This is a genomic window from Pseudoduganella lutea, from assembly GCF_004209755.1.
GTDB classification, from domain to species: Bacteria; Pseudomonadota; Gammaproteobacteria; order Burkholderiales; family Burkholderiaceae_D; genus Rugamonas; species Rugamonas lutea.
This window is the reverse complement of record NZ_CP035913.1, coordinates 6,438,930-6,460,495: the sequence shown is the minus strand read 5'-3', so window position 1 is coordinate 6,460,495 and position 21,566 is coordinate 6,438,930. Positions and strand designations below refer to the sequence as shown.

The following is a 21,566-nucleotide window of genomic DNA, read 5'->3' as shown; positions in this document are numbered from 1 at the left end:
ATACTGTTGGTGCGAGGAGGGGGACTCGAACCCCCACACCATTGCTGGCGTCAGGACCTAAACCTGGTGCGTCTACCAATTTCGCCATCCTCGCGCTATGGGAAACCTCGACAAGCGCCGCCGCGTATTACCAGCCGGCTCGGCGCTGTTCGGGATCTCCAGCTTTCCCATTGCTACTTTGCGCAAAAGCAAAGGGCGACCATTAAGTGAAAACGGGTCGCCCTACCCTGAAAATCACAGGGGCTTTCAACTTCAACACGGCATTTTACTGGTTTTTCCCAAAAATGGGGATGATTTTTGACCTTTAGCCAACTGATCAATTAATAAGCTGGCCCATTCGTCCATGTCGCTTTCATTCATTGCTAGCGCACCGGCTTTTTAACGCGGAACCATGCCGCATACAAGGCCGGCAGGAACAGCAGCGTCAATGCCGTCGCCAGCACCAGCCCGCCCATGATCGCCACCGCCATCGGCCCCCAGAATACCGAGCGCGACAGCGGAATCATCGCCAGTGCGGCGGCGGCCGCGGTCAGCAGGATCGGCCGGCAGCGCCGCACGGCCGATTCCACGATCGCATCCCAGGGCGCGGCGCCGCCCTTGATGTCCTGCTCGATCTGGTCGACCAGGATGACCGAGTTGCGGATGATCATGCCGAACAGCGCGATGATGCCCAGGTTCGCCACGAAGCCCAGCGGCCGGTCCAGCAGCAGCAGCGCGAACGCCGCCCCGGCCACGCCCAGCGGCCCGGTCAGGAACACCAATAGCGATCGCGAGAAGCTGTGCAACTGCAGCATCAGCAGGGTAAAGATCAGGAACAGCGCCAGCGGCAGGTTCACGGCGATCGACTGCTCGGCCTCGCCGGAATCGGCGGCCGCGCCCTTTTCCTCGATCTTGTAGCCGGCCGGCAGGCGCGCGCGCAGGTCGGCCAGCTCAGGATTGATCTGCCCCGACACGGTGGGCCCCTGGATGCCTTCGACCACGTCGGCCTGCACGGTGATGGCCCACTCGCGGCCCAGGCGCCACACGACGCCCGGCTCCCACACGAAGTCCACCCTGGCCAGTTGCGAGATCGGCACCGAACGGCCGCTCGCCGTCGGCACGTTGGTATTGTTCAGGATCTCGATCGTCTGGCGTTCCGCCACCGGCTGGCGCACCTGGATGTCGATCAGCCGGATGCCCTCGCGGAACTGGCCGACCACGGTGCCGGACAGCACCGTGTTCGCGACGCGCATCACCGTCTGTGTCGTCACGCCCAGGGCGCGCATGCGGTCCTGGTCGAGGTCCAGCCGCAGCACCTTTACGGACTCGTTCCAGTTGTCGTTCACGCCCACGGCGTTCGGGTTGGCGCGCACGATGCCTTTCACCTGGTCGGCGATCGTGCGCACCTTGTCGACCTCAGTGCCCGTCACGCGGAACTGCACCGGGTAAGGCACCGGAGGCCCGTTCGGCAGCAGCTTCACGCGGCCGCGCACTTCGGGAAAATCGTCATGGAAGACCTGCGTGATCTTCTTCTGCAGGTCCGCGCGCGCCTGCAGGTCCTTCGGCAGCACCACGATCTGCGACACGTTCGATTGCGGGAAGATCTGGTCCAGCGGCAGGTAGAAGCGCGGGCTGCCGGTGCCCACGTAGCTCGTCACTGACACCACGCCCGGCTGCCTGCGGATGAAGTCCTCGAATTTCTTCACCTGGGCTTCGTTGGCGGCGAACGCCGTGCCTTCGGGCGACCACATCTCCACCATCAGTTCGGGCCGCGAGGAATCCGGGAAGAACTGCTTCTCGATGAAATTGAAGCCATACACGCCGAGCGCGAAGATCACGAGGGTGGCCGCGATCGTCGTCTTGCGCCACTCCACGCACCAGGTCACCACGCGGCGGAAGCGCTGGAAGCCCGGCGAATCGAACACGTCGTGACCGTGCTCGCCGGGCGCGTGCGGTTGTACCTTCAGCAGCAGGTAGCCGATATAGGGCGTGAACACCACGGCCACCACCCACGACATGATCAATGCGATCGCGTTCACCGAGAACAGCGAGAACGTGTACTCGCCCGCCGTCGACTGCGCCAGCCCGATCGGCACGAAGCCGGCCACGGTGATCAGCGTGCCGGTCAGCATCGGCATCGCCGTGGATGTATACGCGAACGTGGCCGCCTCGAGGCGCGACAGACCTTCCTCCATCTTCCGCACCATCATTTCGACGGCGATGATCGCATCGTCGACCAGCAGGCCCAGCGCGATGATCAGCGCGCCCAGCGAGATCTTGTGCAGGTCGATGTTCAGCATGCGCATTAACAGGAACGTCACGGCCAGCACCAATGGAATCGTCAGCGCCACCACGAGCCCGGGGCGCACGTCCAGCCGCCACTTCGGTTTCGTGTGCAGCCCCAGCGCCAGGAAGCTCACGGCCAGCACGATCAGCACGGCCTCGATGAGCGTGTGGACGAATTCGCCCACGGAGGCGGTGACGGCCTGCGGCTGGTCCGACACGCGCGCCAGCTCGATCCCGACCGGCAGCTTGCCCCGCAGGGCGGACACGGTTTCCTCGAGCGCCTTGCCCATCTCGATGATGTTGCCGCCCTTTTCCATCGAGACGCCCAGCCCGATCACTTCCTTGCCGTTGAAACGCATCTTGTCGCGCGGCGGATCCTGGTAAGCGCGGCGGATCTTCGCGAAATCGCCGAGCCGGAATGTGGTGCCATTGGCGCGCAGCTCCAGGTCTTCCAGGTCCTTGACGGTGGCCAGTGCCCCCGTGACGCGCACCTGCAGGTTGTCGGTCGGCGTCACCAGCGTGCCGGTCGCCTCGACCGTGTTCTGCGTGGCGATCTGGTTGACGATCTGCTCGAACGGGATGCCCAGTTGGGCGAATTTCTGGTGCGAGAACTCGATGTCGATCTTTTCATCCTGCACGCCGAACAGTTCGACCTTCGAGACCTTCCCCACGCGCAGCAGTTGCTGGCGCACAAAGTCGGCGTAGTCCTTCATTTCGGCATACGTGAAGCCATCGCCCGACAGCGCAAAGATCGAGCCATACGTGTCGCCGAATTCGTCGTTGAACGTGGGTCCGATCACGCCCTGCGGCAAGGTGCCGGCGATGTCGCCCACCTTCTTGCGCACCTGGTACCAGGCGTTGCCGGTTTCCTTCGGCGGTGTCGATTCGCGCAGGCTGAGCATGATCAGCGTCTGGCCTGGCTTCGAGTAACTGCTGATCTCGTCGATATACGGCGTTTCCTGCAGCTTCTTTTCCAGCTTGTCCGTGACCTGGTTGGCCATCTGCAGCGCCGTGGCACCCGGCCAGAAGGCCTGCACCACCATGATCCGGAAGGTGAACGGCGGGTCTTCGTCCTGGCCCAGGTTCTTGTAGCTGAGCATGCCGCCGATCAGCATCACGGCGATCAGGTAGCGCGTCAGCGGAATATGTTCGAGGGCCCACCGCGAGAGATTGAAACCCCGGTTGAAACCGCTCATCATGCCCCCTTCGCGGCAGGCGCCGGCGGCGCCTTCGGCACATCGTCACCCAGGATGCGCACCTTCTGGCCGGGCTTGAGCAGGTGCACGCCGGCCGTCACGACCGTCTGCCCCGCCTTCACGCCGCTGCCCAGCACCAGGTCGTTGCCTTCGGCGGCCACCACCGTCACCGGCACCAGCCGGACGGCGCCCTGCTCGACCACCCAGACGGAGGTTGCATTGCGTTCGTGGAACAATGCCGACAGCGGCACCTTGATCTTCGGCTCCCCTTTCGACGCGAACTGCACCACCGCCGTCATGCCCAGCTTGGCCTGGGTCAGCGTGGGCGGCAGCGCGACCTTGAACGCGTACGTGCGCGTTGCGGGATCGGCCACCGGCGACACTTCACGGATCTTCGCCGGCACCACCTGGTCCGGCGCCGCCCACAGGCGCACGTGCACATCCGACACCTGGCGCAACGCGTCCACGCGGTCTTCCGGCACGCCGAACACCACTTCCTTCTCGTCGGTGCGCGCCACCGTCACGACCGGCGTGCCGGCCGCCACCACCTGCCCGGCCTCGGCCGCCACCTGCGTGACGACACCGTCGACGTCCGCCACCAGCGCCGCATAGCCGGCCTGGTTCGACTGCTCGCGGTAGCCGGCGCGGGCCGCATCCACCTGCGCCTCAGCCGCGCGCAGCGCCGATTCCTTTTCGTCGAGTACGGCCTGCGCCACGAAATTCTGGGCACGCAGTTCGCGGTAGCGTTTCACGTCCGCGGCGGCCAGGTCGCGCGTCGTTTCCGTCGCCCGCAGCGTGGCCTGCGCCTGCGCCTGCCCGAGTCGCAGGTCCTGCGGATCGAGCTGCATCAGCGCCTGGCCCTTGCGCACGGTGGCGCCGACATCGACCTTGCGCGCCACGATCTTGCCGGGCACGCGGAATCCCAGCTGCGACTGGTAGCGGGCGCGCACCTCGCCGGAGAACTCGGCATTCACGTCGACGTCCGAACTTTCCAGCACGATCGCCCGTACCGGACGCACGTCTTCCGTTTTTTCCGGCGGCTTCGAGCAGGCGGCGAGCAGCACGGCAATGGCCGCAATCAGGTAAGGCTTCTTGGCTTGCACGGTATTTTCCTTCTCTCCGGTTCGGCTGCAATTGCGGCGGGAACGCTAAGCCACTATGATTGCGGGCTGAATCAATGACTTTCTGTTAAGTAATGTACAAAAGTAAGAAGAAAATTATAGTCGTGACATGGCGGTTTGAAAATGACTTTCGCGTCAGTTAGGCAGGCGCCCGCCCATGGCCGTTGATCATTACGAGAACTTCCCTGTCGCTTCGCTGCTGATGCCGCGCCGCCTCGTGCCCGCCGTTCAGGCCATCTACGCCTTCGCGCGCGGCGCCGACGATGTTGCCGACGAAGGCGACGCGACGCCATCCCAGCGCCTTGCCGCGCTGGGCGAGTACGAGGCCGCGCTGGTGCATATCGAACTGGGCTCGCCACCGCCCGAGCCGATGTTCCGCAATCTCGCCGCCGCCATCGCCGCCCACGACTTGCCGCTCAAGCCGTTCCACGACCTGCTGTCCGCCTTCCGGCAGGACGTGACCGTCACCCGTTACCAGCGATACGACGAACTCCTCGACTACTGCGAGCGCTCGGCCAATCCGGTCGGCCTGCTCATGCTCCACCTGTATGGCGCGGCCACGCCGGACAACGTGCGCGACTCGGACGCCATCTGCACGGCGCTCCAGCTGATTAACTTCTGGCAGGACGTGGCCGTGGACCAGCAAAAGGAACGCATCTACATTCCGCTCGACGACCTGGCCCGCTTCGCGATCTCCCCCGCCCACCTGCACGATCCGGCGGCGCGCGGCAAGTGGCGCGCGCTGATGCGCTTCGAGGTGGAACGCACGCGCGCGCTGATGCTCTCCGGGGCACCGCTCGCCTGGCGTCTGCCGGGCCGCATCGGCCTCGAATTGCGCCTTATCGTGCATGGCGGCCTGCGCATCCTGGAGGCGATCGAGGAAGTCGATTACGACGTGTTCCGGCGCCGCCCCGTGCTGCGCCGTGCCGACTGGCTGAAAGTTTTCTGGCGCGCGTTGCGGCCCTTACCCTTAGAATAGCGCCTTCGATTCGCGCAATATTGCAAAATAATTACATGTCCCCCGACGATTACTGCCAGCAGAAGGCCGCCGCCAGCGGCTCGAGTTTCTATTACAGCTTCCTGTTCCTGCCGCCCGAACGCCGGCGCGCGATCACGGCGCTGTATGCGTTCTGCCGCGAAGTGGACGACACCGTCGACGAATGCACCGACGAATCGCTGGCCCGCATCAAGCTGGCGTGGTGGCGCACCGAGATGGCGGCCATGTACGAGGGCAAGCCCACGCATCCGGTCACGAAGGCCCTGCAGCCGCACGTGGTGCCCTATGGACTGCAGCAGGAACACATGCAGGCCATCATCGACGGCATGGAGATGGACCTGAACCAGACGCGCTACCTCGATTACGCCGGCCTGTCGAAATACTGCTGGCACGTGGCCGGCGTGGTCGGCATCCTGTCGGCCAGCATCTTCGGTTCGACCAGCCCGCAAACGCTGCGCTATGCCGAAAAGCTGGGGCACGCGTTCCAGCTCACGAACATCATCCGCGACGTGGGCGAGGATGCCCGCAAGGGCCGCATCTACCTGCCGATCAACGAACTGCAGCAGTTCGGCGTGACCGCGGCGGACCTGCTGAACGCGCGCCACACGGAAGGGTTCACGAAGCTGATGGCCTTCCAGGCCGACCGCGCCCAGAAGGCCTACGAGGAAGCGTTCGCGCTGCTGCCCAAGGAAGACCGCCGCGCCCAGCGCCCCGGCCTGATCATGGCGGCCATCTACCGCACGGTGCTCGACGAGATCGAGCGCGACGGTTACCACGTGCTCACGCAGCGCATTTCGCTGACGCCGATCCGCAAGCTGTGGCTGGCGTGGAAGACCTACGTTCGTGGCTGACCTGAATGGCTAGCCGCGTGGCGGTCGTCGGCGGCGGCTGGGCCGGCTGCGCCGCCGCCGTCGAACTGGTGCGGCGCGGTGCCGATGTCACGCTGTTCGAAGCCAGCCGCACGCTGGGCGGCCGCGCGCGCCGCATCGAGGCAGCCGGGCGCACCCTCGACAATGGCCAGCACATCCTGCTGGGCGCCTATGCGGCATCGCTGAAACTGATGCGCACCGTCGGCGTCGACCTGGCCCGTGCTGTACTCGCGCTGCCGCTGCAGATGCGCTACCCGCCCGGCGGCATGGATTTCGTCGCGCCACGCCTGCCGGCCCCGCTGCACCTCGCCATTGCGCTGCTGCGCGCCACGGGCCTGGGCCGCGACGACAAGCTGGCGATGGCCCGCTTCTCGACGACGGCGCGCTGGATGGGCTGGCAGCTCGACAACGACTGCACCGTGGCCGAACTGCTGGAACGCTTCGACCAGACGCCGCGCCTCGTCAAACTGATGTGGCGCCCGCTTTGCCTGGCCGCGCTGAACACGCCGCCGGAATCCGCTTCCGCCAAAGTCTTCCTCGCCGTCCTGCGCGACAGCCTGGGCGCGCGCCGCAAGGCGTCGGACATGCTGGTCCCCCGCCACGACCTGTCGGCCCTGTTTCCCGATACCGCGGCGCGGTGGCTGGCGGAGCGTGGCGCCACCATTCGGTTAGGTGCAAAAATCTCGGAGGTGGTGGCGCAGGCCGATGGCTGGCTGCTCGACGGCACGCCGTTCGACAAGGTGGTGCTCGCCACGCCGCCCGTGGCCACCGCCGCACTGCTGGCGCCGCTTCCCGATGCGGCGCCGGTCGTCGCGCAGTTGTCCGCTTTGACGTATGAACCGATCACCACCTGCTATCTGCAGTACGAAGCCATCACGCTGCCCGGGCCGTTCTTTGCATTGGAGGACGAACCGGACAACGGCCAATGGGGCCAGTTCGTGTTCGACCGCGGCCAGCTCGACCCGGCGCAGGCGGGGCTGCTGGCCGTGATCGTCAGCGCGTCGGGCGCGGCGAGCGCCCTGCCCCAGCCCGAGCTGGCCCAGGCCATCGCCGCGCAACTGGCGCGCGCATTTCACCGCCGGGAACTCGGCAGTCCGGCATGGACGAAGGTCGTCACCGAAAAGCGCGCGACCTTCGCGTGCACGGCCGGCCTGGACCGCCCGGCAAACGGCACGCCGCTGGCCGGTCTCGTCCTCGCAGGCGACTACACGGCCGGCGACTATCCCGCCACGCTGGAAATGGCGGTGCGCAGCGGGATCTCCGCCGCAGCGCTCTTGCGGTGATCCGCGCTCTTGCAGTGATCCGCGCTCTTGCGGTGATCCGCGCTCTTGCGGTGATCCGCGCTCTTGCGGCCATCCGTGCTCCCTCGTTGCCTGGCTCTTGTGTTGATTCGCACTGCCGCATTGCATGCGCTCCCGCCCTGTCCCGCGTGGAGACCGCCCGCCCCCCGGTTTTTGCAGCCTGTCGCAGCGCGTTGGCATGTTCCTTGCGGCAGCCGTACAGTGGCAACATCGGAGGACCGGACATGAAGATCACTTTGACAACCCTCGCCGTTCTGGCCATCGTCCTGCTAAGCGCAGCGGCGATCGTCCAGATCGACGCGCACGGCCACCCCGTGGCGCTGCAACTGGCGATGCACTAGGAAACACCGATGGGCAAGCAGGAATATCTCGACGCGCTCAGGAAGGCCATGACGGGCCTGCCGTTGGCAACGGTCGCGAAAACGCTGGCGTACTACGAACAGCGCTTCATCGACGGGCTCGTGGCGGGCCGCAGCGAGGCCGAGATCGTGGCCGACCTGGATGAGCCACGCAGGATCGCGATGACCCTGCGTGCCAGCGTGCACCTGGAGTCGTTCGAGCAGAAGCGCACGCCGGCCAGCCTTGGCCGCATGCTCGTGTCGTTCGCCGGCCTGGCGGTGTTCAACCTGTTCATGGTGGTGCCGGCAGCCGTGTTCACGGCGCTGCTGCTGACCGTGTACGCGTGTTCGTTCGCGTTCTACGTCAGCGGCATCGCCGTGGCCGCAAGCGGCCTGGCGGGCGCCAACGAAATGATACTCGCCGGTCCGCTGCGCCACCTTGCCGACATCGGCGACGACGAGGGGCGGGAGCGCCTGGAGACAAGGATCTCGATCGGCGATGGCGGCATCGAGGTCAGCCAGCAGCCGTCGCCCGGACTGCAGCAGGAACTCGACGAGGAAGACAGCCGCTCCGGCCGCCTGCTGGACAATGCCGAAGCCATGGCCGACGGCAGCGTGCGCATTTCCGTCGATCCCGAAGGCGCGTCGCGCGCCACGCAGACAGTACTCGGCTTCGGCCTCGTGCTGGGCGGCATCGCGCTGTTCCTGCTGTCGCTGGTGGTCACGCGCTACAGCGCCATCGGCCTGCGCCGCTATGTGCAGATGAACCACGCCTTGCTGCGGGGCCGGTGATGCGCATCCGAACCCTCGTCAAGGTAGGCCTGTCGCTGTTTGTCCTCGCACTGGGGCTGATCGGCGTGTCCTACACCATGCTGCGCGCACAGGGCGTGGCCAATCCGTCGACGACCGCCGGGCGGGTCACCCGCACCGAAATGCGCGAGATCGGCCACGGCATCACGGCGATCGATCTGCAGGGGCCGATCGACCTCACGCTGCGCCAGGGCAGCACACCGTCGCTAAAGGTGCGCGGCGAACAGCGCCTGCTCGGCAACGTCGCCACATCGCAGGAGGACGGCACGCTGCGCATCGCCACCACCGGCATGCTGTTCCACCACAAGCGCCCGCTGCAGGTGGAAGCGGTGCTGCCGTCGCTCCAGTCGGTCGACATCCGCGGCAGCGGCGACAGTTCGATCACGGGTTTTTCCGGCGAGCGGCTGAAGATCACGATCAACGGCTCCGGCGACCTCTCATTTTCCGGCCGCTACCGGCACGTGCAGGCCGCCGTCCATGGCAACGGTGGCCTGGACCTGAAATCGGGCAGCGGCGAGGACGTGCAACTGGCACTGTACGGATCGGGATCGATCAGCGTGTCGGGCACGTGCGATGCACTGGACGCCGAACTGACCGGCTCGGGCGTCATCGATGCGCAGCACATGGCCTCGAACACGGTGTCCGTCGAGGTCAAGGGCTCGGGCAGCACCGAGGTTTTCGCCCGCAAGCGCGCCACGATCGCCGTCGCCGGCAGTGGCGATGTGACGGTGTACGGCAATCCGGATGAGCGCAGCGTCAGTCGCACGGGGTCGGGCGACGTGGCGTTCGAGTAGCGACACAACGCCGCTCCCCGGCCCTCTAACCAAACGCCGCTAGGCCCGGGCCGCTGCAAGCCAGCCGGCAACCGCCTTGCCGGCCGCCACGCCGCTGGCCAGGCAAGCCGTCAACAGATACCCTCCGGTCGGCGCCTCCCAGTCGACCATCTCGCCGGCCACGAATACCCCCGGCATCGACCGCAACATCGTACTCTCGAGCGCCTCGAACGCCACCCCGCCGGCGCTGCTGATGGCTTCGTCGATGGGCCGCGGCGCCCGCAGCGTCACGGGCAACGCTTTCAACGCGCGGGCGAGCGCCTCCGGGTCGGCATAGGCCTGCTTGCTCAGGCACTCGTGCAGCAGGCCGGCCTTTACGCCCTTGATCCCCAGCCGCCCCTGCAGGTGGCTGGACATCGACCGCGACCCGCGCGGACGCGTCACCTCGGCCAGTACCCGTTCCGCTGGCAGATCCGGCAGCAGGTCCAGCAAGATGACGGCGCTGCCTTGCGCCGCGATCTGGTCCCGCACCGGCGCGGACAGCGCGTAAATCAGGCTGCCTTCGACGCCGGTGGCCGTCACCACGAACTGCCCCTGCTTGCGCACGCGCTGCCCGGCACCGTCGGTCCACGTCGCCGCCACGGTGGTCAATGGCTGGCCCGCGTACCGCTGCGCGAACAGCGGGCTCCAGCCCACGTCGAAACCGCAGTTCGACGGCCGTAGCGGCGCGACGTCGATGCCGCGCGAGGCCAGCAAGGGCAGCCACGCGCCGTCGGAGCCCAGCCGCGCCCAGCTGGCACCGCCCAGCGCAAGGATGGTCGCATCGGCCTGGACGAGCAGCTCGCCGGCCGGCGTCTCGAAGCGCAGCGCATCGTCCACCCAGCCGGTCCACCGGTGCCGCTGGTGCAATTGCACGCCCGCTTCGCGCAGGCGGTGCAGCCATGCGCGCAGCAACGGCGCCGCTTTCATTTCGGTCGGGAAGACGCGGCCGGACGTGCCGACGAATGTTTCAATGCCCAGGCCATGCACCCATGCCCGCACGGCGTCCGGCCCGAATGCGTCCAGCATCGGCTGCAGCGCATCGGCGCGGGCGCCGTAGCGCGCAACGAACTGTTCGTAGGGCTCGGCGTGGGTGATGTTCATGCCGCCGCGGCCGGCCAGCAGGAACTTGCGGCCGACGGAGGGCATCGCATCGTACAGGTGGATGTCGAATGCGCCGGCGCGGGACAGCGTTTCGGCAGCCATCAGGCCAGCCGGTCCGCCGCCGACGATCGCCACGCGCGGGCGCCGCGCTGGGGAAGTATCTGGGGTATGCATGAGGAGCGAGATTGTAGTGCAAAACGCGCCCGGCCCCGGCATACTGGCAAAAAACCACCGCTGGAGGAACCGATGGGCCCCGTTTTCTGGATCAAGCGCTACCTGCTGGCGGCCGTGCCGCTGTTCGCCATCCTGGCCGCCGTCGAATGGGCGAAAGGAACGACGACGCCGGCGGACATCGCCAGCGCTGCCATCTGGGCCGCCGTGGCCGCCGCGATCTTTACCGGCGCCGCGTGGAACCGCTATCGCAAGGCACTCCAGTGCGCCGCATGCGAAGCCACCCTGCCAAAGCCCGCTCCGGCGCCGCGCAAGAAGAAACGTTAAAGGCTCAGCCGCCCGTCACGGGCGGGAAGAACGCCACCTCGGCGTTCTCGGCCAATACTTCGGACGCATCGCACATTTGTTGGTTGCAGGCCATGCGCAACGCGCGGCCTTCGCCGAGCGCCTCGGCCCATGCGCCGCCACGGGCCACCAGCAGGTCGCGCAGCGCGCCCACGGTCGCCACGTCCCCCGGCACGTCAATGGTCTCGGCGCCGGTCCCCAGCTTTTCACGCACGCTGGCAAAGAATTTCAGGTTGATTCGCATATCAGTACAGCACTCAATACAGCAATTCTGTAAACGGGATGAAGCGGACGGTGTCGCCGGCGCGGATCGCCTGGCCCGGCGGATTGTCCACCAGCCCGTCACCCCACACGGTCGACGTCAACACGCCTGATCCCTGGTTCGGGAACAGGTCCAGGCCGCCGTTGCCATTCATGCGCACGCGCAGGAATTCGTTGCGGCGGTCGCCCTTCCAGTCGAAGTCCGCGCGCAGCGGAAACGCCAGCGGCTTGCCCGCGACTTCCCGCGCTGCCACGCCCTGCAATGTCAGCAGGAATGGCCGCACGAACAGCAGGAACGTGACGAAGCTCGAGACCGGGTTGCCCGGCAGCCCCATGAAAAAGGCCTTGCCCACTTCGCCGAACGCCAGCGGCTTGCCCGGCTTGATGGCGATCTGCCACATGGCGAGCTTGCCCTCGGCTTCCACGGCCGGCTTCACGTGGTCTTCCTCGCCCACCGACACGCCGCCGGAAGTGATGATCAGGTCGCTGGCCTGCGCCGCCTCGCGCAACACGGCACGGGTGGCTTCCAGGCTGTCCGGCACGATGCCGAAATCGGTCACGTCGCAGCCCAGGTTTTCCAGCAGTGCGCGGAGCAGGAAGCGGTTCGAGTTGTAGATGCCGCCCGGTGCCAGGGGTTCGCCGGGCATCGTCAGTTCGTCGCCCGTGAAAAACACGGCCACGCGCACACGGCGCAGCAGCGGCAGGGTGGCCAGGCCGATCGATGCCGCCAGGCCCAGTTCCTGGCTGCGCAGTCGCGTGCCGGCCGGCAGGATCACGCTGCCGCTGCGGATGTCCTCCCCCGCGCGCCGTACCCATTCGCCCACCTGCGGCGCATGGCGGATCGTGACGGCATCGCCGTTCGCCTCGCACTGTTCCTGCATCACCACCGCATCGGCCCCCGGCGGGATGAACGCCCCCGTGAAGATGCGGGCGGCGGTGCCGGGTTGCAGGGGTTCGCCCACGTGGCCGGCGGGAATGCGCTGAGAGACCGGCAGCGTGGCCGCGCCACCGGCGCAGTCGGCGGCGCGCACCGCATAGCCATCCATCTGCGTATTGTCCTGCGCGGGCACGTCGATGCCGGACACGCAATCGGCGGCCAGCACGCGGCCGTTCGCCTCGATCGTCGGCACCATCTGCGCATCCGTCACGGGGCGGCATGCCGCCAGCAGGAAGTCCAGCGCTTCCTGCCGCGACAGCATCGGCTTGCGGGCGCCCGTCATTTACTGGCCCTTGTCGGCCGCGTTGACATTGGCCGCGTTCACGTTGGCCGAGATGTACGCCTTCATCTTGTCGACGTCCGGTGGCATCACCGTGTATTTCTGCGGCAGCGATTCGATATCCTCGAACCCTGCCGGGCGCTCGGCATCCTCGCCCAGCGCTTCCAGGATCGTTTCGTTGAACTTCGCCGCCAGCGCCGTTTCCAGCACGATCATCGGCACGCCTTCCTCGATGTATTCCTTCGCGACCTTGATGCCATCGGCCGTGTGCGTGTCGATGACGATGCCGTAGTCGTCGGCCACGTCGCGGATCGTCTGCACGCGGTCGGCGTGCGTCGACTTGCCGGACTTGAAGCCATACTGCGCCACCTTCGCGAATTCGTCGCCGTCGCTGCCCTCGGCGCCGGACAGGTCGAAGCCGCCGTCGCTTTCCACTTTCGTGAACAGCGCCTTCACGCGCGCTGGATCGCGACCGACCAGGTCATAGATGAAGCGCTCGAAGTTCGACGCCTTGCTGATGTCCATCGACGGGCTGCTCGTGTGGTAGGTCTCGGCCGACTTGCGCACGCGGTAGATGCCGGTGCGGAAGAACTCGTCCAGCACGTCGTTCTCGTTGGTGGCCACCACCAGCTTGTCGATCGGCAGGCCCATCATGCGGGCGATGTGCCCCGCGCAGATATTGCCGAAGTTCCCGGACGGTACCGTGAACGACACCTTCTGGTCGTTCGACGTGGTGGCCGCCAGGTAGCCGCGGAAGTAGTACACCACCTGCGCGACCACGCGTGCCCAGTTGATCGAGTTGACGGTACCGATCTTGTGACGCGCCTTGAACTCCAGGTCGTTCGACACGGCCTTCACGATGTCCTGGCAATCGTCGAACACGCCTTCGACAGCGATGTTCAGGATGTTCGGGTCCTGCAGGCTGAACATCTGCGCCGTCTGGAACGCGCTCATCTTCTTGTGCGGCGACAGCATGAATACGCGGATGCCGCGCTTGCCGCGCATCGCATATTCCGCCGCGCTGCCCGTATCGCCCGACGTGGCGCCGAAGATGTTCAGCTGGGCATCCTGCTTGGCCAGCGCATATTCGAACAGGTTGCCGAGCAGTTGCATCGCCATGTCCTTGAACGCCAGCGTGGGGCCGTTCGACAGGGCCTGCAGCACCAGCTTCTTGCCGCCCTCTTCTTCCAGCACGCGCAGCGGCGTGATGTCGGCCGCGCTCTCGCCTTCGCGGGCATTGCGGTACACGTCCGCCGTGTAGGTCTTGTGCGTCAGCGCCTTCAGGTCCGCTTCCGGAATGTCGGTGGCGAACTTGCGCAGGATCTCGAACGCGAGATCGGCATACGGTAGCTTGCGCCACGCATCGAGTTCCGCACCCGTCACCTGCGGGTAGTCAACAGGCAGGTACAGGCCGCCATCGGGGGCCAGGCCGCCGAGGAGGATGTCGCTGAAGTTTGCCGATACTTGTGCGGAAGTTTGCTGGGAAGATGCTGCAGCGGCCGACGCATCGGCGCGGGTGGACACATATTGCATGGTTCTGGTAATCCGGTTTGAGCACAGAAGAGGGATCCCTATTATAGTGCGGCCGCAGTTTCTTTGCGAAATTTGCCAGCTTTTCGAATTTTATGTTGTATCAGGCCCGCTTCACATCCACAGCCGCAGCGGCAGAAGGCCCCAGGCCGCGAGCACCAGTGCCAGCTGAAGCACGGCCGCCAGGACCGCCATGTCGGCGACGGGCCGGGATGGTCTGCGTACGGCCGCCGCCAGCCCGACCAGCATGGCCAGTGGCAGCGCGGCCGTCGTGGCGGCCAGCACCACGCTGGCCGCCGTCACGTCGCCCAATTGCAGGAACGATTGCCGGTAAAACAATGGCAGCGGCAGCAACAGGGCCAATACACCCGCGAACGGCACGCACAGCGGATCGCGCGCCGACAGCTTTCGCCGGGCCAGCCGCATCGCCGCCATCACGAGGATGGCGGCCAGGCCCGCCATCCCGGCCGCGATGCTTGCCCAGAGTGCCAACAGGCCCGCCATGGAAACCTGCTCGTGGCTCTGCGTGCCGTTCGTCATGACGCGCGTGCCGTCCGCCAGCGTCAGCAGCGCGTGCGACGGCAGCAGCTTGCCGGGTGCCTGGAACAGCCCTTCTCCGGCATGGCGCAACACGATGTCCGCCGATTGCAGCGCTGCGATCCGCAACGATGTCCCGTCTCCGGTAACGTGGAGGAAGCCGAACGCATGATCGAGGAAGCGCATGCTGTCGAAACGGTTCGGTGCGGGAACATACCACCCGTGCCAGGCGCCCGTATCGAACGCAGGTGCCGCGGGGCGGGCCGGCACCGGGGTGTGGAGCCCCAGCGCCCCGATGAGCAAGGCGTCGAAGCGATGGTAATCGGCCGTTTCACTGTCGCCATTGATGGCGAGGAAGAAGCCTTGCCGCGTTGACGGGAACAGGCACAGCATCGCCCGGAAGCCGATCGTATTGCCGCTGTGGCATTTCGCCACCACGCCGTGGCGATCCACCTTGCGCAGTCCCAGCGCATATCCCACACCGAGCCCCGCGCGAGCCGCCTCGGTGCCGGCCGGCTCGCCCATCTGCCCAAGCAGCACCGGGTCGACGAACGGCTTGCCAGAAACGCGGCCATCGCTCATGAGAAAACGGGCGAAGCGGCCCATGTCCGCGGCCGTCGTCGTGAACTGGCCGGCGGGCCGTACATACGATGGCGTGACGGGTTGGGTCGCCCCGCCTTCGAAGTGCCCCATTGCCAGCCGCCGGTCGCCGTGCTGCGTGACAAAGCCGAACGTACTGTCCCGCATGCCCAGCGGCGCGAGCAGCTGCGTGTCCAGGTAATGCTCGTAGCGCTGGCCCGTGACGGTTTCGATGACCATGCCCAGCAGCGTGTAGCCCATGTTGGAATACGATACGCGCGTGCCCGGCCGGTGGCGGCTGCGCAGCAGCCCCCTGCCCGGCGGGAACGCCGCAGCGAGCGGCGCGTCGGCGCGGGCTTGCATGGTGAACACTTGCCAGAAGCGGGCATCGTCGAGGCCCGACGTGTGGTCGAGCAGATGGCGGATGCGCACGGGATCGCTGGCCGCCCAGCGGTTGTCGAATTCCAGGCCCGGCAGCAGGCCGGCAACGGGCGTATCCAGTGCCAGGCGCCGTTCGGTCACCAGCCGCAGGATTCCCGTTGCCAGCACGGTCTTGGCAATGGACCCGGGAAGCACCCGCTCGTCGCCCCGCATCGCGGCACCGCTGCGCGCATCGCGCACGCCGGCGCCCCCTTGCGCATCGAGCGTTGTCCACACGGCGCCCGGCAAGCCCTGTTCATGCAGCAGCGCGGCGATGCGCGGCTGCAGCGCGGGCGTAGTGGAGCCGGCAGCGGCTGCGCCATGCGGGAGGGGCAGCGCCAGCGCGACCAGCGTGCTGGCCAGGCGGAGCGAAGAGCGGATCGAAGCGGGCATCGTGCAGGCAGCGATAGTTGGCCAGCACGCAGGATAGCAGCAGCCAGGCGGGAGGCCGCGGAAACCCGGCGCCATGCCGGTACCGCGGTCGCGCCGCTGCGGGCGGAAACGCGTCAGCAAGCCGCGTGGTTCACCGTTACCACATGCACCGCCAGACCGCCCAGCGACGTTTCCTTGTACTTCGCCTGCATGTCGGCGCCCGTCTGGCGCATCGTTTCGATCACTTCGTCGAGGCTCACGAAATGCGTGCCGTCGCCCTTCAACGCCAGCGAAGCGGCCGTGATCGCCTTCACGGCCCCCATGCCATTGCGCTCGATGCAGGGAATCTGCACAAGCCCGCCGATGGGGTCGCACGTCATGCCCAGGTGGTGCTCGATGCCGATTTCCGCGGCGTTCTCGATCTGCGCGTTGGAACCGCCCAGCGCGGCCACGAGGCCGGCGGCCGCCATCGCGCAGGCCACGCCCACTTCGCCCTGGCAGCCGATTTCCGCGCCGGAGATGGAGGCATTGCGCTTGCACAGCATGCCGATGGCCGCCGCGGTCAGCAGGAATTCGCGCACGCCGCGCACCGGGTCGAGCGGCTTGCAGTCCTCGGCATAGTATTTCAGCACGGCGGGAATGATGCCGGCCGCGCCATTGGTCGGCGCCGTCACCACGCGGCCACCCGCGGCGTTCTCCTCGTTGACAGCCATCGCATACAGCGACACGCCGTTGAGCGCATCGTGCGGCAACTCGTTGGCACGGTCCGCGCCCTGCGCCTGCTGCCACAGCCGGGCCGCACGGCGCTTCACATTCAGCCCGCCCGGCAGCTGGCCCGAGGTTTCCAGGCCACGCGCGATACACGAGCGCATCACCTGCCAGATCCGGTCAAGCCCCGCATCGAGCTGCTCCGGCGCCATGCGCGCCAGTTCGTTCGTGCGCAGCATCTGCGGGATCGTCGCGCCGGTGCGCTCGCCATGCGCCAGCAGGTCGGCCATCGTATCGAACGGGTACGGCACCGGCGCGGCGGGCCGGGCACTGGCCGCGCCCTCGCCTTCGGCACGGATGAAGCCACCGCCGACCGAGTAATACACCTGGCTCGTATCGCCGCCCGGGCGATGCAGGATGAAACGCATGCCGTTCGGGTGTTCGGGCAGATTTTCCGTCTTGTGGAACACCAGGTGCCGCGCGCGAACGAACGGCACCGGCTTCACGCCCAGCAGGTTCAGCTCACCCCGCAGCCCGGCCTCGGCCAGCATCGGATCGACCCGGTCCGGATCCACGTCCTGCGGCGTTTCGCCCATCAGGCCCAGCAGTACCGCCTTGTCGGTAGCGTGGCCCACGCCGGTCAGCGCCAGCGAGCCATACAGCTCGGCCGTTACGCCCGTCACCTCGTCGAGCGGCCCATGCTCCAGCAGGAAGCGGCGCGCCGCGACCATCGGCCCCACCGTGTGCGAGCTCGAAGGCCCGATGCCGATCTTGAACAGATCGAATACGCTCATGTCCATCTTGTGTCTCTTTATCGTTGTAATGAAGATGGGAGAAAGAACTCAGGCGGCCTGGCTGACTTTCACGTCGACGTTTGCCAGCATCTCGCGCACGATCTCGTCAACGCTGATCCGCGCCTGCCAGCCCCAGTCGGCGCGGGCCTCGGCATCGTCGAGGCTTTGCGGCCACGTGTCGGCGATCTGCTGGCGGCTGTCCGGCTTGTACGACACGGCAAAGCGCGGCACGTGCGCCTTGATCGCCGCCGCCAGTTCCTGCGGCGAAAACGACACGCCGGCCACGTTGTACGACGAACGGATCTTCACCTTCTCCGCCGGCGCCTCCATCAATTCGATGGTGGCGCGGATCGCATCGGCCATGTAGATCATCGGCAGCGTCGTCTGCGGGCCGAGGAAGCACTCGTAGCGCTCGCCGCGCAGTGCCGCGTGGAAGATCGCGATCGCGTAGTCCGTCGTTCCGCCGCCCGGCGGCGACTTGTAGCTGATGATGCCGGGGTAGCGGATGCTGCGCACGTCCACGCCATATTTCAGGTGGTAGTACTCGCACAGCCGTTCACCGGCCAGCTTGCTGATGCCATAGATCGACGTGGGATCCATCACCGTCATCTGTGGCGTGGCGTCCTGCGGCGTGTTCGGACCGAACGCGGCGATCGACGACGGCCAGAACACCTTCAGCGGCTTGCCCAGTTCCTTGCGCTCGCGGGCAATCTCGAGGATGTTCAGCAAGCCATCCATGTTGAGCTTCCACGCTTTCAGAGGCGCCTGTTCGCCCGTGGCGGACAGCATGGCGGCCAGCTGGTACACCTGCGTGATGTCCTGCGACGACACCAGTTGCGCCAGCGCCTCCTCGTCCAGCACGTTCAGTACCTGGTATTGCGCCGCGCCGTACAGGTTCTTTGGCGAGATATCGGTGGCAAACACATTGTCCGCGCCGTGCCTGATCGACAGGGCCTCCACCAGTTCGCTGCCGATCTGCCCATTGGCGCCGATGACGAGTATCCGTTCCATCATTCTTTTTCCTTCAAGATGCCGAGTTCCTTGCCGGCCTGCGCGAACGCGGCCAGTACCTTGTCCAGCTGTTCCCGGGTATGCGCCGCGGACAGCTGCACGCGCACGCGCGCCTGCCCCATCGGCACCACTGGGTAGAAGAAGCCGGACAGCAGCACGCCCAGTTCATACATGCGCGCCGCGAATTTCTGCGCCACCGGCGCCTCAAACAGCATCACCGGCACCACCGGGTGCGTGCCCGGCTTGATCGTGAAACCGATGCGTTCGATCTCGCGGCGGAAGTAGGCCGTGTTCTCGTGCAGCCGGTCACGCAGCTCGGTCGATGCGGAAATCTTCTCCAGCACGGCCAGCGAAGCGCCGGCGATCGACGGGGCCAGCGTGTTCGAGAACAGGTACGGGCGCGATTTCTGGCGCAGCGTGTCGATGACTTCCTTGCGCCCGGACGTAAACCCGCCCATCGCGCCGCCCAGCGCCTTGCCCAGCGTGCCCGTGATGATGTCGATCTTGCCCAGCACCCCGTGGTGCTCGTGCGTGCCGCGGCCGGTCTTGCCCATGAAGCCCGAAGCGTGGCATTCGTCGATCATCACCAGCGCGCCGTACTGTTCGGCCAGCGCGACGATACGGTCCAGCTGGGCGATCGTGCCGTCCATCGAGAACACGCCGTCGGTCACGATGATCTTGTGGCGTTTCCCGCTTGCGGCCTGCAGCTGGGCTTCCAGGTCGGCCATGTCGTTGTGGGCATAGCGGAACCGTGCCGCCTTGCACAGGCGGATGCCGTCGATGATCGACGCATGGTTCAGCGCATCGGAGATGATCGCGTCGTTCTCGTCGAACAGCGGTTCGAACACGCCGCCGTTGGCGTCGAACGCCGCGGCGTAAAGGATCGTGTCCTCGGTGCCGAGAAATGCGGAAATCGCCCGTTCCAGCTCCTTGTGCACCGTTTGCGTGCCGCAGATGAAGCGCACGGACGACAGGCCGTAGCCGTATTGTTCGGTGGCGTCGATCGAAGCCTGTGCCACCCATTCCTGGCCGGACAGCCCCAGATAATTGTTGGCGCACATATTGATCAGCGTCCGCCCGTCGTCACCCGTCACTTCCGCACCCTGGCGGGAAGCCAGCACGCGTTCGGGCTTGTACAGGCCCTGTTCGCGCAGCTGTTCCAGGTTGTGCCGCAGGCCGGCGTAGAAATCCGCTTGTTCGCTCATGCTTGTCCTCTTTGTGGGTCCTGTGACCGGTCGCACCGTGTCCGGTCGAGCCGATGATGGGGTCAACCGGTTGCTTGACCGGCATGTTGCCCCTGTTGTACCGTGCATCGCGGAGAACAGGGTATCGAACTTCGCCATGATTCCTGTATTTTCTCCGGTTTTCACTATCTTGAACTTTTGTTCGATATAGTGAATCCTACATAAGCTTATTGAACTTTGCAACCGCCAATGATGAAATCGTCCGTCGTCCCCACCGCCAGCGCCCCGCCCGAGGTGGGTGCCGCCCTGCAACGCCTGCGCCTGGCCCGCGGCCTCACGCTGGAAGACCTGTCGCGCATCGCCGGCGTGTCGAAATCGATGCTGTCGCAGATCGAGCGCGAAAAGGCCAATCCCACCATCGCCATCACATGGCGCCTGGCGAACGCACTGGGCGTGGCGATCGGCGAACTGCTGGCCGACGAACAGCGCCCCGTCGACACGATCCGCGTCGTCGACGCCCATGAAACGCCCACCCTCCCCGGCAACCATGCGGGCTATGTGCTGCGCATCCTGGGCCCCATGGAACTGGCCGGCAAATACGAATGGTATGAACTCACGCTGGCGCCCGGCGGCGAACTGGTGTCGCAGCCACACGATCCCGGCACCACCGAGCACGTGACGCTGCTGCACGGCGCCATCGAGATCGAGGTGGGGGCGCACAAGAAAAAGGTCAAGCTGGGCGGTACCGCACGCTATCCGGCGGACCAGCAGCATGCGCTGCGCAATATCGGCAAGACAGAAGCAAAGGCGCTGCTGGTGGTCATTCACCGCTGAGCCCGAGATCCGCGCGGCGCCCGTGTCCGGCCGTTTCAGCTCACTTTCAGCTCACTTTCAGCTGACTTTCAGCCGGCATTCTGCCCATCGTCCAGCCGTGCTCTGCGTTTCCACGGCGCCCCCTACAATGCAATCTTGTCCATGACATTTAACCGCGATGAACATCGTTTGCATTGCCTGGGGCTCGCTGCTGTGGAAGCCCGGCCCCTTGAAACTGGCATCCGGCTGGCATCCCGGCGGCCCCCTGCTCCCGCTGGAATACGGCCGCGACAGCGACGACAGCGATGAACTGGCGCTCGTGCTGTGCCCCGGCCAGCCGCTCGTGCCCACCTATTGGGCCTACCTGAATGCCCCCGACCTTGATGCGGCGCGCGCCATGCTGGCCGCCCGGGAAAAGATCGCGCCGGGCCACCCCGAGTTCATCGGCAGCATTCCCGCCGTTGATAGTGATAGCGCACCCCGCATGTCCCGGGACATGCGGCCGTGACTTCGCTGATCGGCGGCTGGCTGCGCGAACGGCACATCGATGCCGCCGTCTGGACGGCCGTGCCACCGAAGTTCGCCGGCCGCGGCGGGCACATGCCCTCCGCCGAGGAAGTCGTGGCGTTCCTGGCGGGCCTCGAAGGCGAAAGGCGACAGGCCGCGGAGTTCTACCTGCGCCGCACGCCGCCGCACATCGATACCCGCTACCGCCGGCTGGTCGAGGCAAGGCTGGGCTGGCGGCCATTGCGCGATGCCGCCGTTACGCGCATGCGCTGATTACGCACGGCCGTCCTTTCCGGCCGGACAA

General features: G+C 66.3%; 19 protein-coding genes and 1 tRNA gene. 9 read left to right on the top strand and 11 right to left on the bottom strand.

Annotation, left to right across the window (positions count from 1 at the left end):
- Nucleotides 1–7: 7 nt before the first annotated feature.
- From EWM63_RS27200 to EWM63_RS27190, 3 genes are all read right to left on the bottom strand, one after another.
- A tRNA-Leu gene (locus EWM63_RS27200) sits at nucleotides 8–94 on the bottom strand.
- A 268-nt stretch (nucleotides 95–362) separates the two neighbouring features.
- Nucleotides 363–3,464, bottom strand: a complete 3,102-nt coding sequence (locus EWM63_RS27195; RefSeq protein WP_307720805.1) for an efflux RND transporter permease subunit — start codon at nucleotides 3,462–3,464, stop codon at nucleotides 363–365.
- Nucleotides 3,461–4,564 (bottom strand): efflux RND transporter periplasmic adaptor subunit, encoded by a 1,104-nt coding sequence (locus EWM63_RS27190; RefSeq protein WP_130189320.1) that lies wholly within the window; start codon nucleotides 4,562–4,564, stop codon nucleotides 3,461–3,463. The genes EWM63_RS27195 and EWM63_RS27190 overlap by 4 nt, the downstream gene beginning before the upstream one ends.
- Nucleotides 4,565–4,739: 175 nt before the next feature.
- On the opposite strand from EWM63_RS27190, the gene hpnC reads away from it, so the two are divergent.
- The 5 genes from hpnC to EWM63_RS27165 all read left to right on the top strand — a co-directional run bounded on the left by hpnC (nucleotide 4,740) and on the right by EWM63_RS27165 (nucleotide 9,691).
- Nucleotides 4,740–5,561: a squalene synthase HpnC gene (gene hpnC, locus EWM63_RS27185; RefSeq protein ID WP_130189319.1), complete on the top strand. Its 822-nt coding sequence runs from the start codon at nucleotides 4,740–4,742 to the stop codon at nucleotides 5,559–5,561.
- A gap of 35 nt (nucleotides 5,562–5,596) precedes the next feature.
- Nucleotides 5,597–6,430, top strand: coding sequence for a presqualene diphosphate synthase HpnD (gene hpnD / locus EWM63_RS27180; protein WP_130189318.1), 834 nt, complete (start codon nucleotides 5,597–5,599; stop codon nucleotides 6,428–6,430).
- Nucleotides 6,431–6,435: 5 nt separating this feature from the next.
- The gene (gene hpnE, locus EWM63_RS27175) at nucleotides 6,436–7,731 is read left to right on the top strand and encodes a hydroxysqualene dehydroxylase HpnE (RefSeq protein WP_130189317.1); all 1,296 of its coding nucleotides are present in this window, start codon (nucleotides 6,436–6,438) and stop codon (nucleotides 7,729–7,731) included.
- Nucleotides 7,732–8,099: 368 nt separating this feature from the next.
- Nucleotides 8,100–8,879 carry a DUF1700 domain-containing protein gene (locus tag EWM63_RS27170; RefSeq protein WP_130189316.1) on the top strand — a complete coding sequence of 260 codons (780 nt, stop codon included), beginning with the start codon at nucleotides 8,100–8,102 and terminating at the stop codon, nucleotides 8,877–8,879.
- Nucleotides 8,879–9,691, top strand: a complete 813-nt coding sequence (locus EWM63_RS27165) for a head GIN domain-containing protein (RefSeq protein WP_307720804.1) — start codon at nucleotides 8,879–8,881, stop codon at nucleotides 9,689–9,691. The genes EWM63_RS27170 and EWM63_RS27165 overlap by 1 nt, the downstream gene beginning before the upstream one ends.
- Nucleotides 9,692–9,730: 39 nt before the next feature.
- Here EWM63_RS27165 and EWM63_RS27160 read toward each other — a convergent pair whose 3' ends face one another.
- On the bottom strand, nucleotides 9,731–10,987 hold the full coding sequence (locus EWM63_RS27160; RefSeq protein ID WP_130189315.1) for a TIGR03862 family flavoprotein: 1,257 nt from the start codon (nucleotides 10,985–10,987) through the stop codon (nucleotides 9,731–9,733).
- A gap of 72 nt (nucleotides 10,988–11,059) precedes the next feature.
- Between EWM63_RS27160 and EWM63_RS27155 the strand changes: the two genes are divergently transcribed.
- Nucleotides 11,060–11,311, top strand: coding sequence for a hypothetical protein (locus EWM63_RS27155; protein ID WP_130189314.1), 252 nt, complete (start codon nucleotides 11,060–11,062; stop codon nucleotides 11,309–11,311).
- A gap of 4 nt (nucleotides 11,312–11,315) precedes the next feature.
- Here EWM63_RS27155 and moaD read toward each other — a convergent pair whose 3' ends face one another.
- From moaD to kbl, 7 genes are all read right to left on the bottom strand, one after another.
- The gene (gene moaD, locus EWM63_RS27150; protein WP_130189313.1) at nucleotides 11,316–11,573 is read right to left on the bottom strand and encodes a molybdopterin converting factor subunit 1; all 258 of its coding nucleotides are present in this window, start codon (nucleotides 11,571–11,573) and stop codon (nucleotides 11,316–11,318) included.
- A 13-nt stretch (nucleotides 11,574–11,586) separates the two neighbouring features.
- A complete protein-coding gene (locus EWM63_RS27145) occupies nucleotides 11,587–12,810 on the bottom strand; it encodes a molybdopterin molybdotransferase MoeA (RefSeq protein ID WP_130189312.1) in 1,224 nt (407 codons plus the stop codon).
- Nucleotides 12,811–14,340, bottom strand: a complete 1,530-nt coding sequence (thrC, locus tag EWM63_RS27140; protein ID WP_130189311.1) for a threonine synthase — start codon at nucleotides 14,338–14,340, stop codon at nucleotides 12,811–12,813.
- A 111-nt stretch (nucleotides 14,341–14,451) separates the two neighbouring features.
- Nucleotides 14,452–16,266, bottom strand: coding sequence for a serine hydrolase domain-containing protein (locus EWM63_RS27135; RefSeq protein WP_165390954.1), 1,815 nt, complete (start codon nucleotides 16,264–16,266; stop codon nucleotides 14,452–14,454).
- 113 nt (nucleotides 16,267–16,379) lie between these two features.
- On the bottom strand, nucleotides 16,380–17,753 hold the full coding sequence (locus EWM63_RS27130; RefSeq protein WP_130189309.1) for an L-serine ammonia-lyase: 1,374 nt from the start codon (nucleotides 17,751–17,753) through the stop codon (nucleotides 16,380–16,382).
- A gap of 42 nt (nucleotides 17,754–17,795) precedes the next feature.
- Nucleotides 17,796–18,758: an NAD-dependent epimerase/dehydratase family protein gene (locus tag EWM63_RS27125; RefSeq protein WP_130190643.1), complete on the bottom strand. Its 963-nt coding sequence runs from the start codon at nucleotides 18,756–18,758 to the stop codon at nucleotides 17,796–17,798.
- Nucleotides 18,758–19,963, bottom strand: coding sequence for a glycine C-acetyltransferase (kbl, locus tag EWM63_RS27120; RefSeq protein WP_130189308.1), 1,206 nt, complete (start codon nucleotides 19,961–19,963; stop codon nucleotides 18,758–18,760). The genes EWM63_RS27125 and kbl overlap by 1 nt, the downstream gene beginning before the upstream one ends.
- 228 nt (nucleotides 19,964–20,191) lie before the next feature.
- Here kbl and EWM63_RS27115 point away from each other — a divergent pair, with 228 nt between their 5' ends.
- The 3 genes from EWM63_RS27115 to EWM63_RS27105 all read left to right on the top strand — a co-directional run bounded on the left by EWM63_RS27115 (nucleotide 20,192) and on the right by EWM63_RS27105 (nucleotide 21,535).
- Nucleotides 20,192–20,776 carry a helix-turn-helix domain-containing protein gene (locus tag EWM63_RS27115; protein ID WP_371861144.1) on the top strand — a complete coding sequence of 195 codons (585 nt, stop codon included), beginning with the start codon at nucleotides 20,192–20,194 and terminating at the stop codon, nucleotides 20,774–20,776.
- A 157-nt stretch (nucleotides 20,777–20,933) separates the two neighbouring features.
- Nucleotides 20,934–21,263, top strand: a complete 330-nt coding sequence (locus EWM63_RS27110; RefSeq protein ID WP_130189307.1) for a hypothetical protein — start codon at nucleotides 20,934–20,936, stop codon at nucleotides 21,261–21,263.
- Nucleotides 21,260–21,535, top strand: coding sequence for a hypothetical protein (locus tag EWM63_RS27105; protein WP_130189306.1), 276 nt, complete (start codon nucleotides 21,260–21,262; stop codon nucleotides 21,533–21,535). The genes EWM63_RS27110 and EWM63_RS27105 overlap by 4 nt, the downstream gene beginning before the upstream one ends.
- Nucleotides 21,536–21,566: the final 31 nt, after the last annotated feature.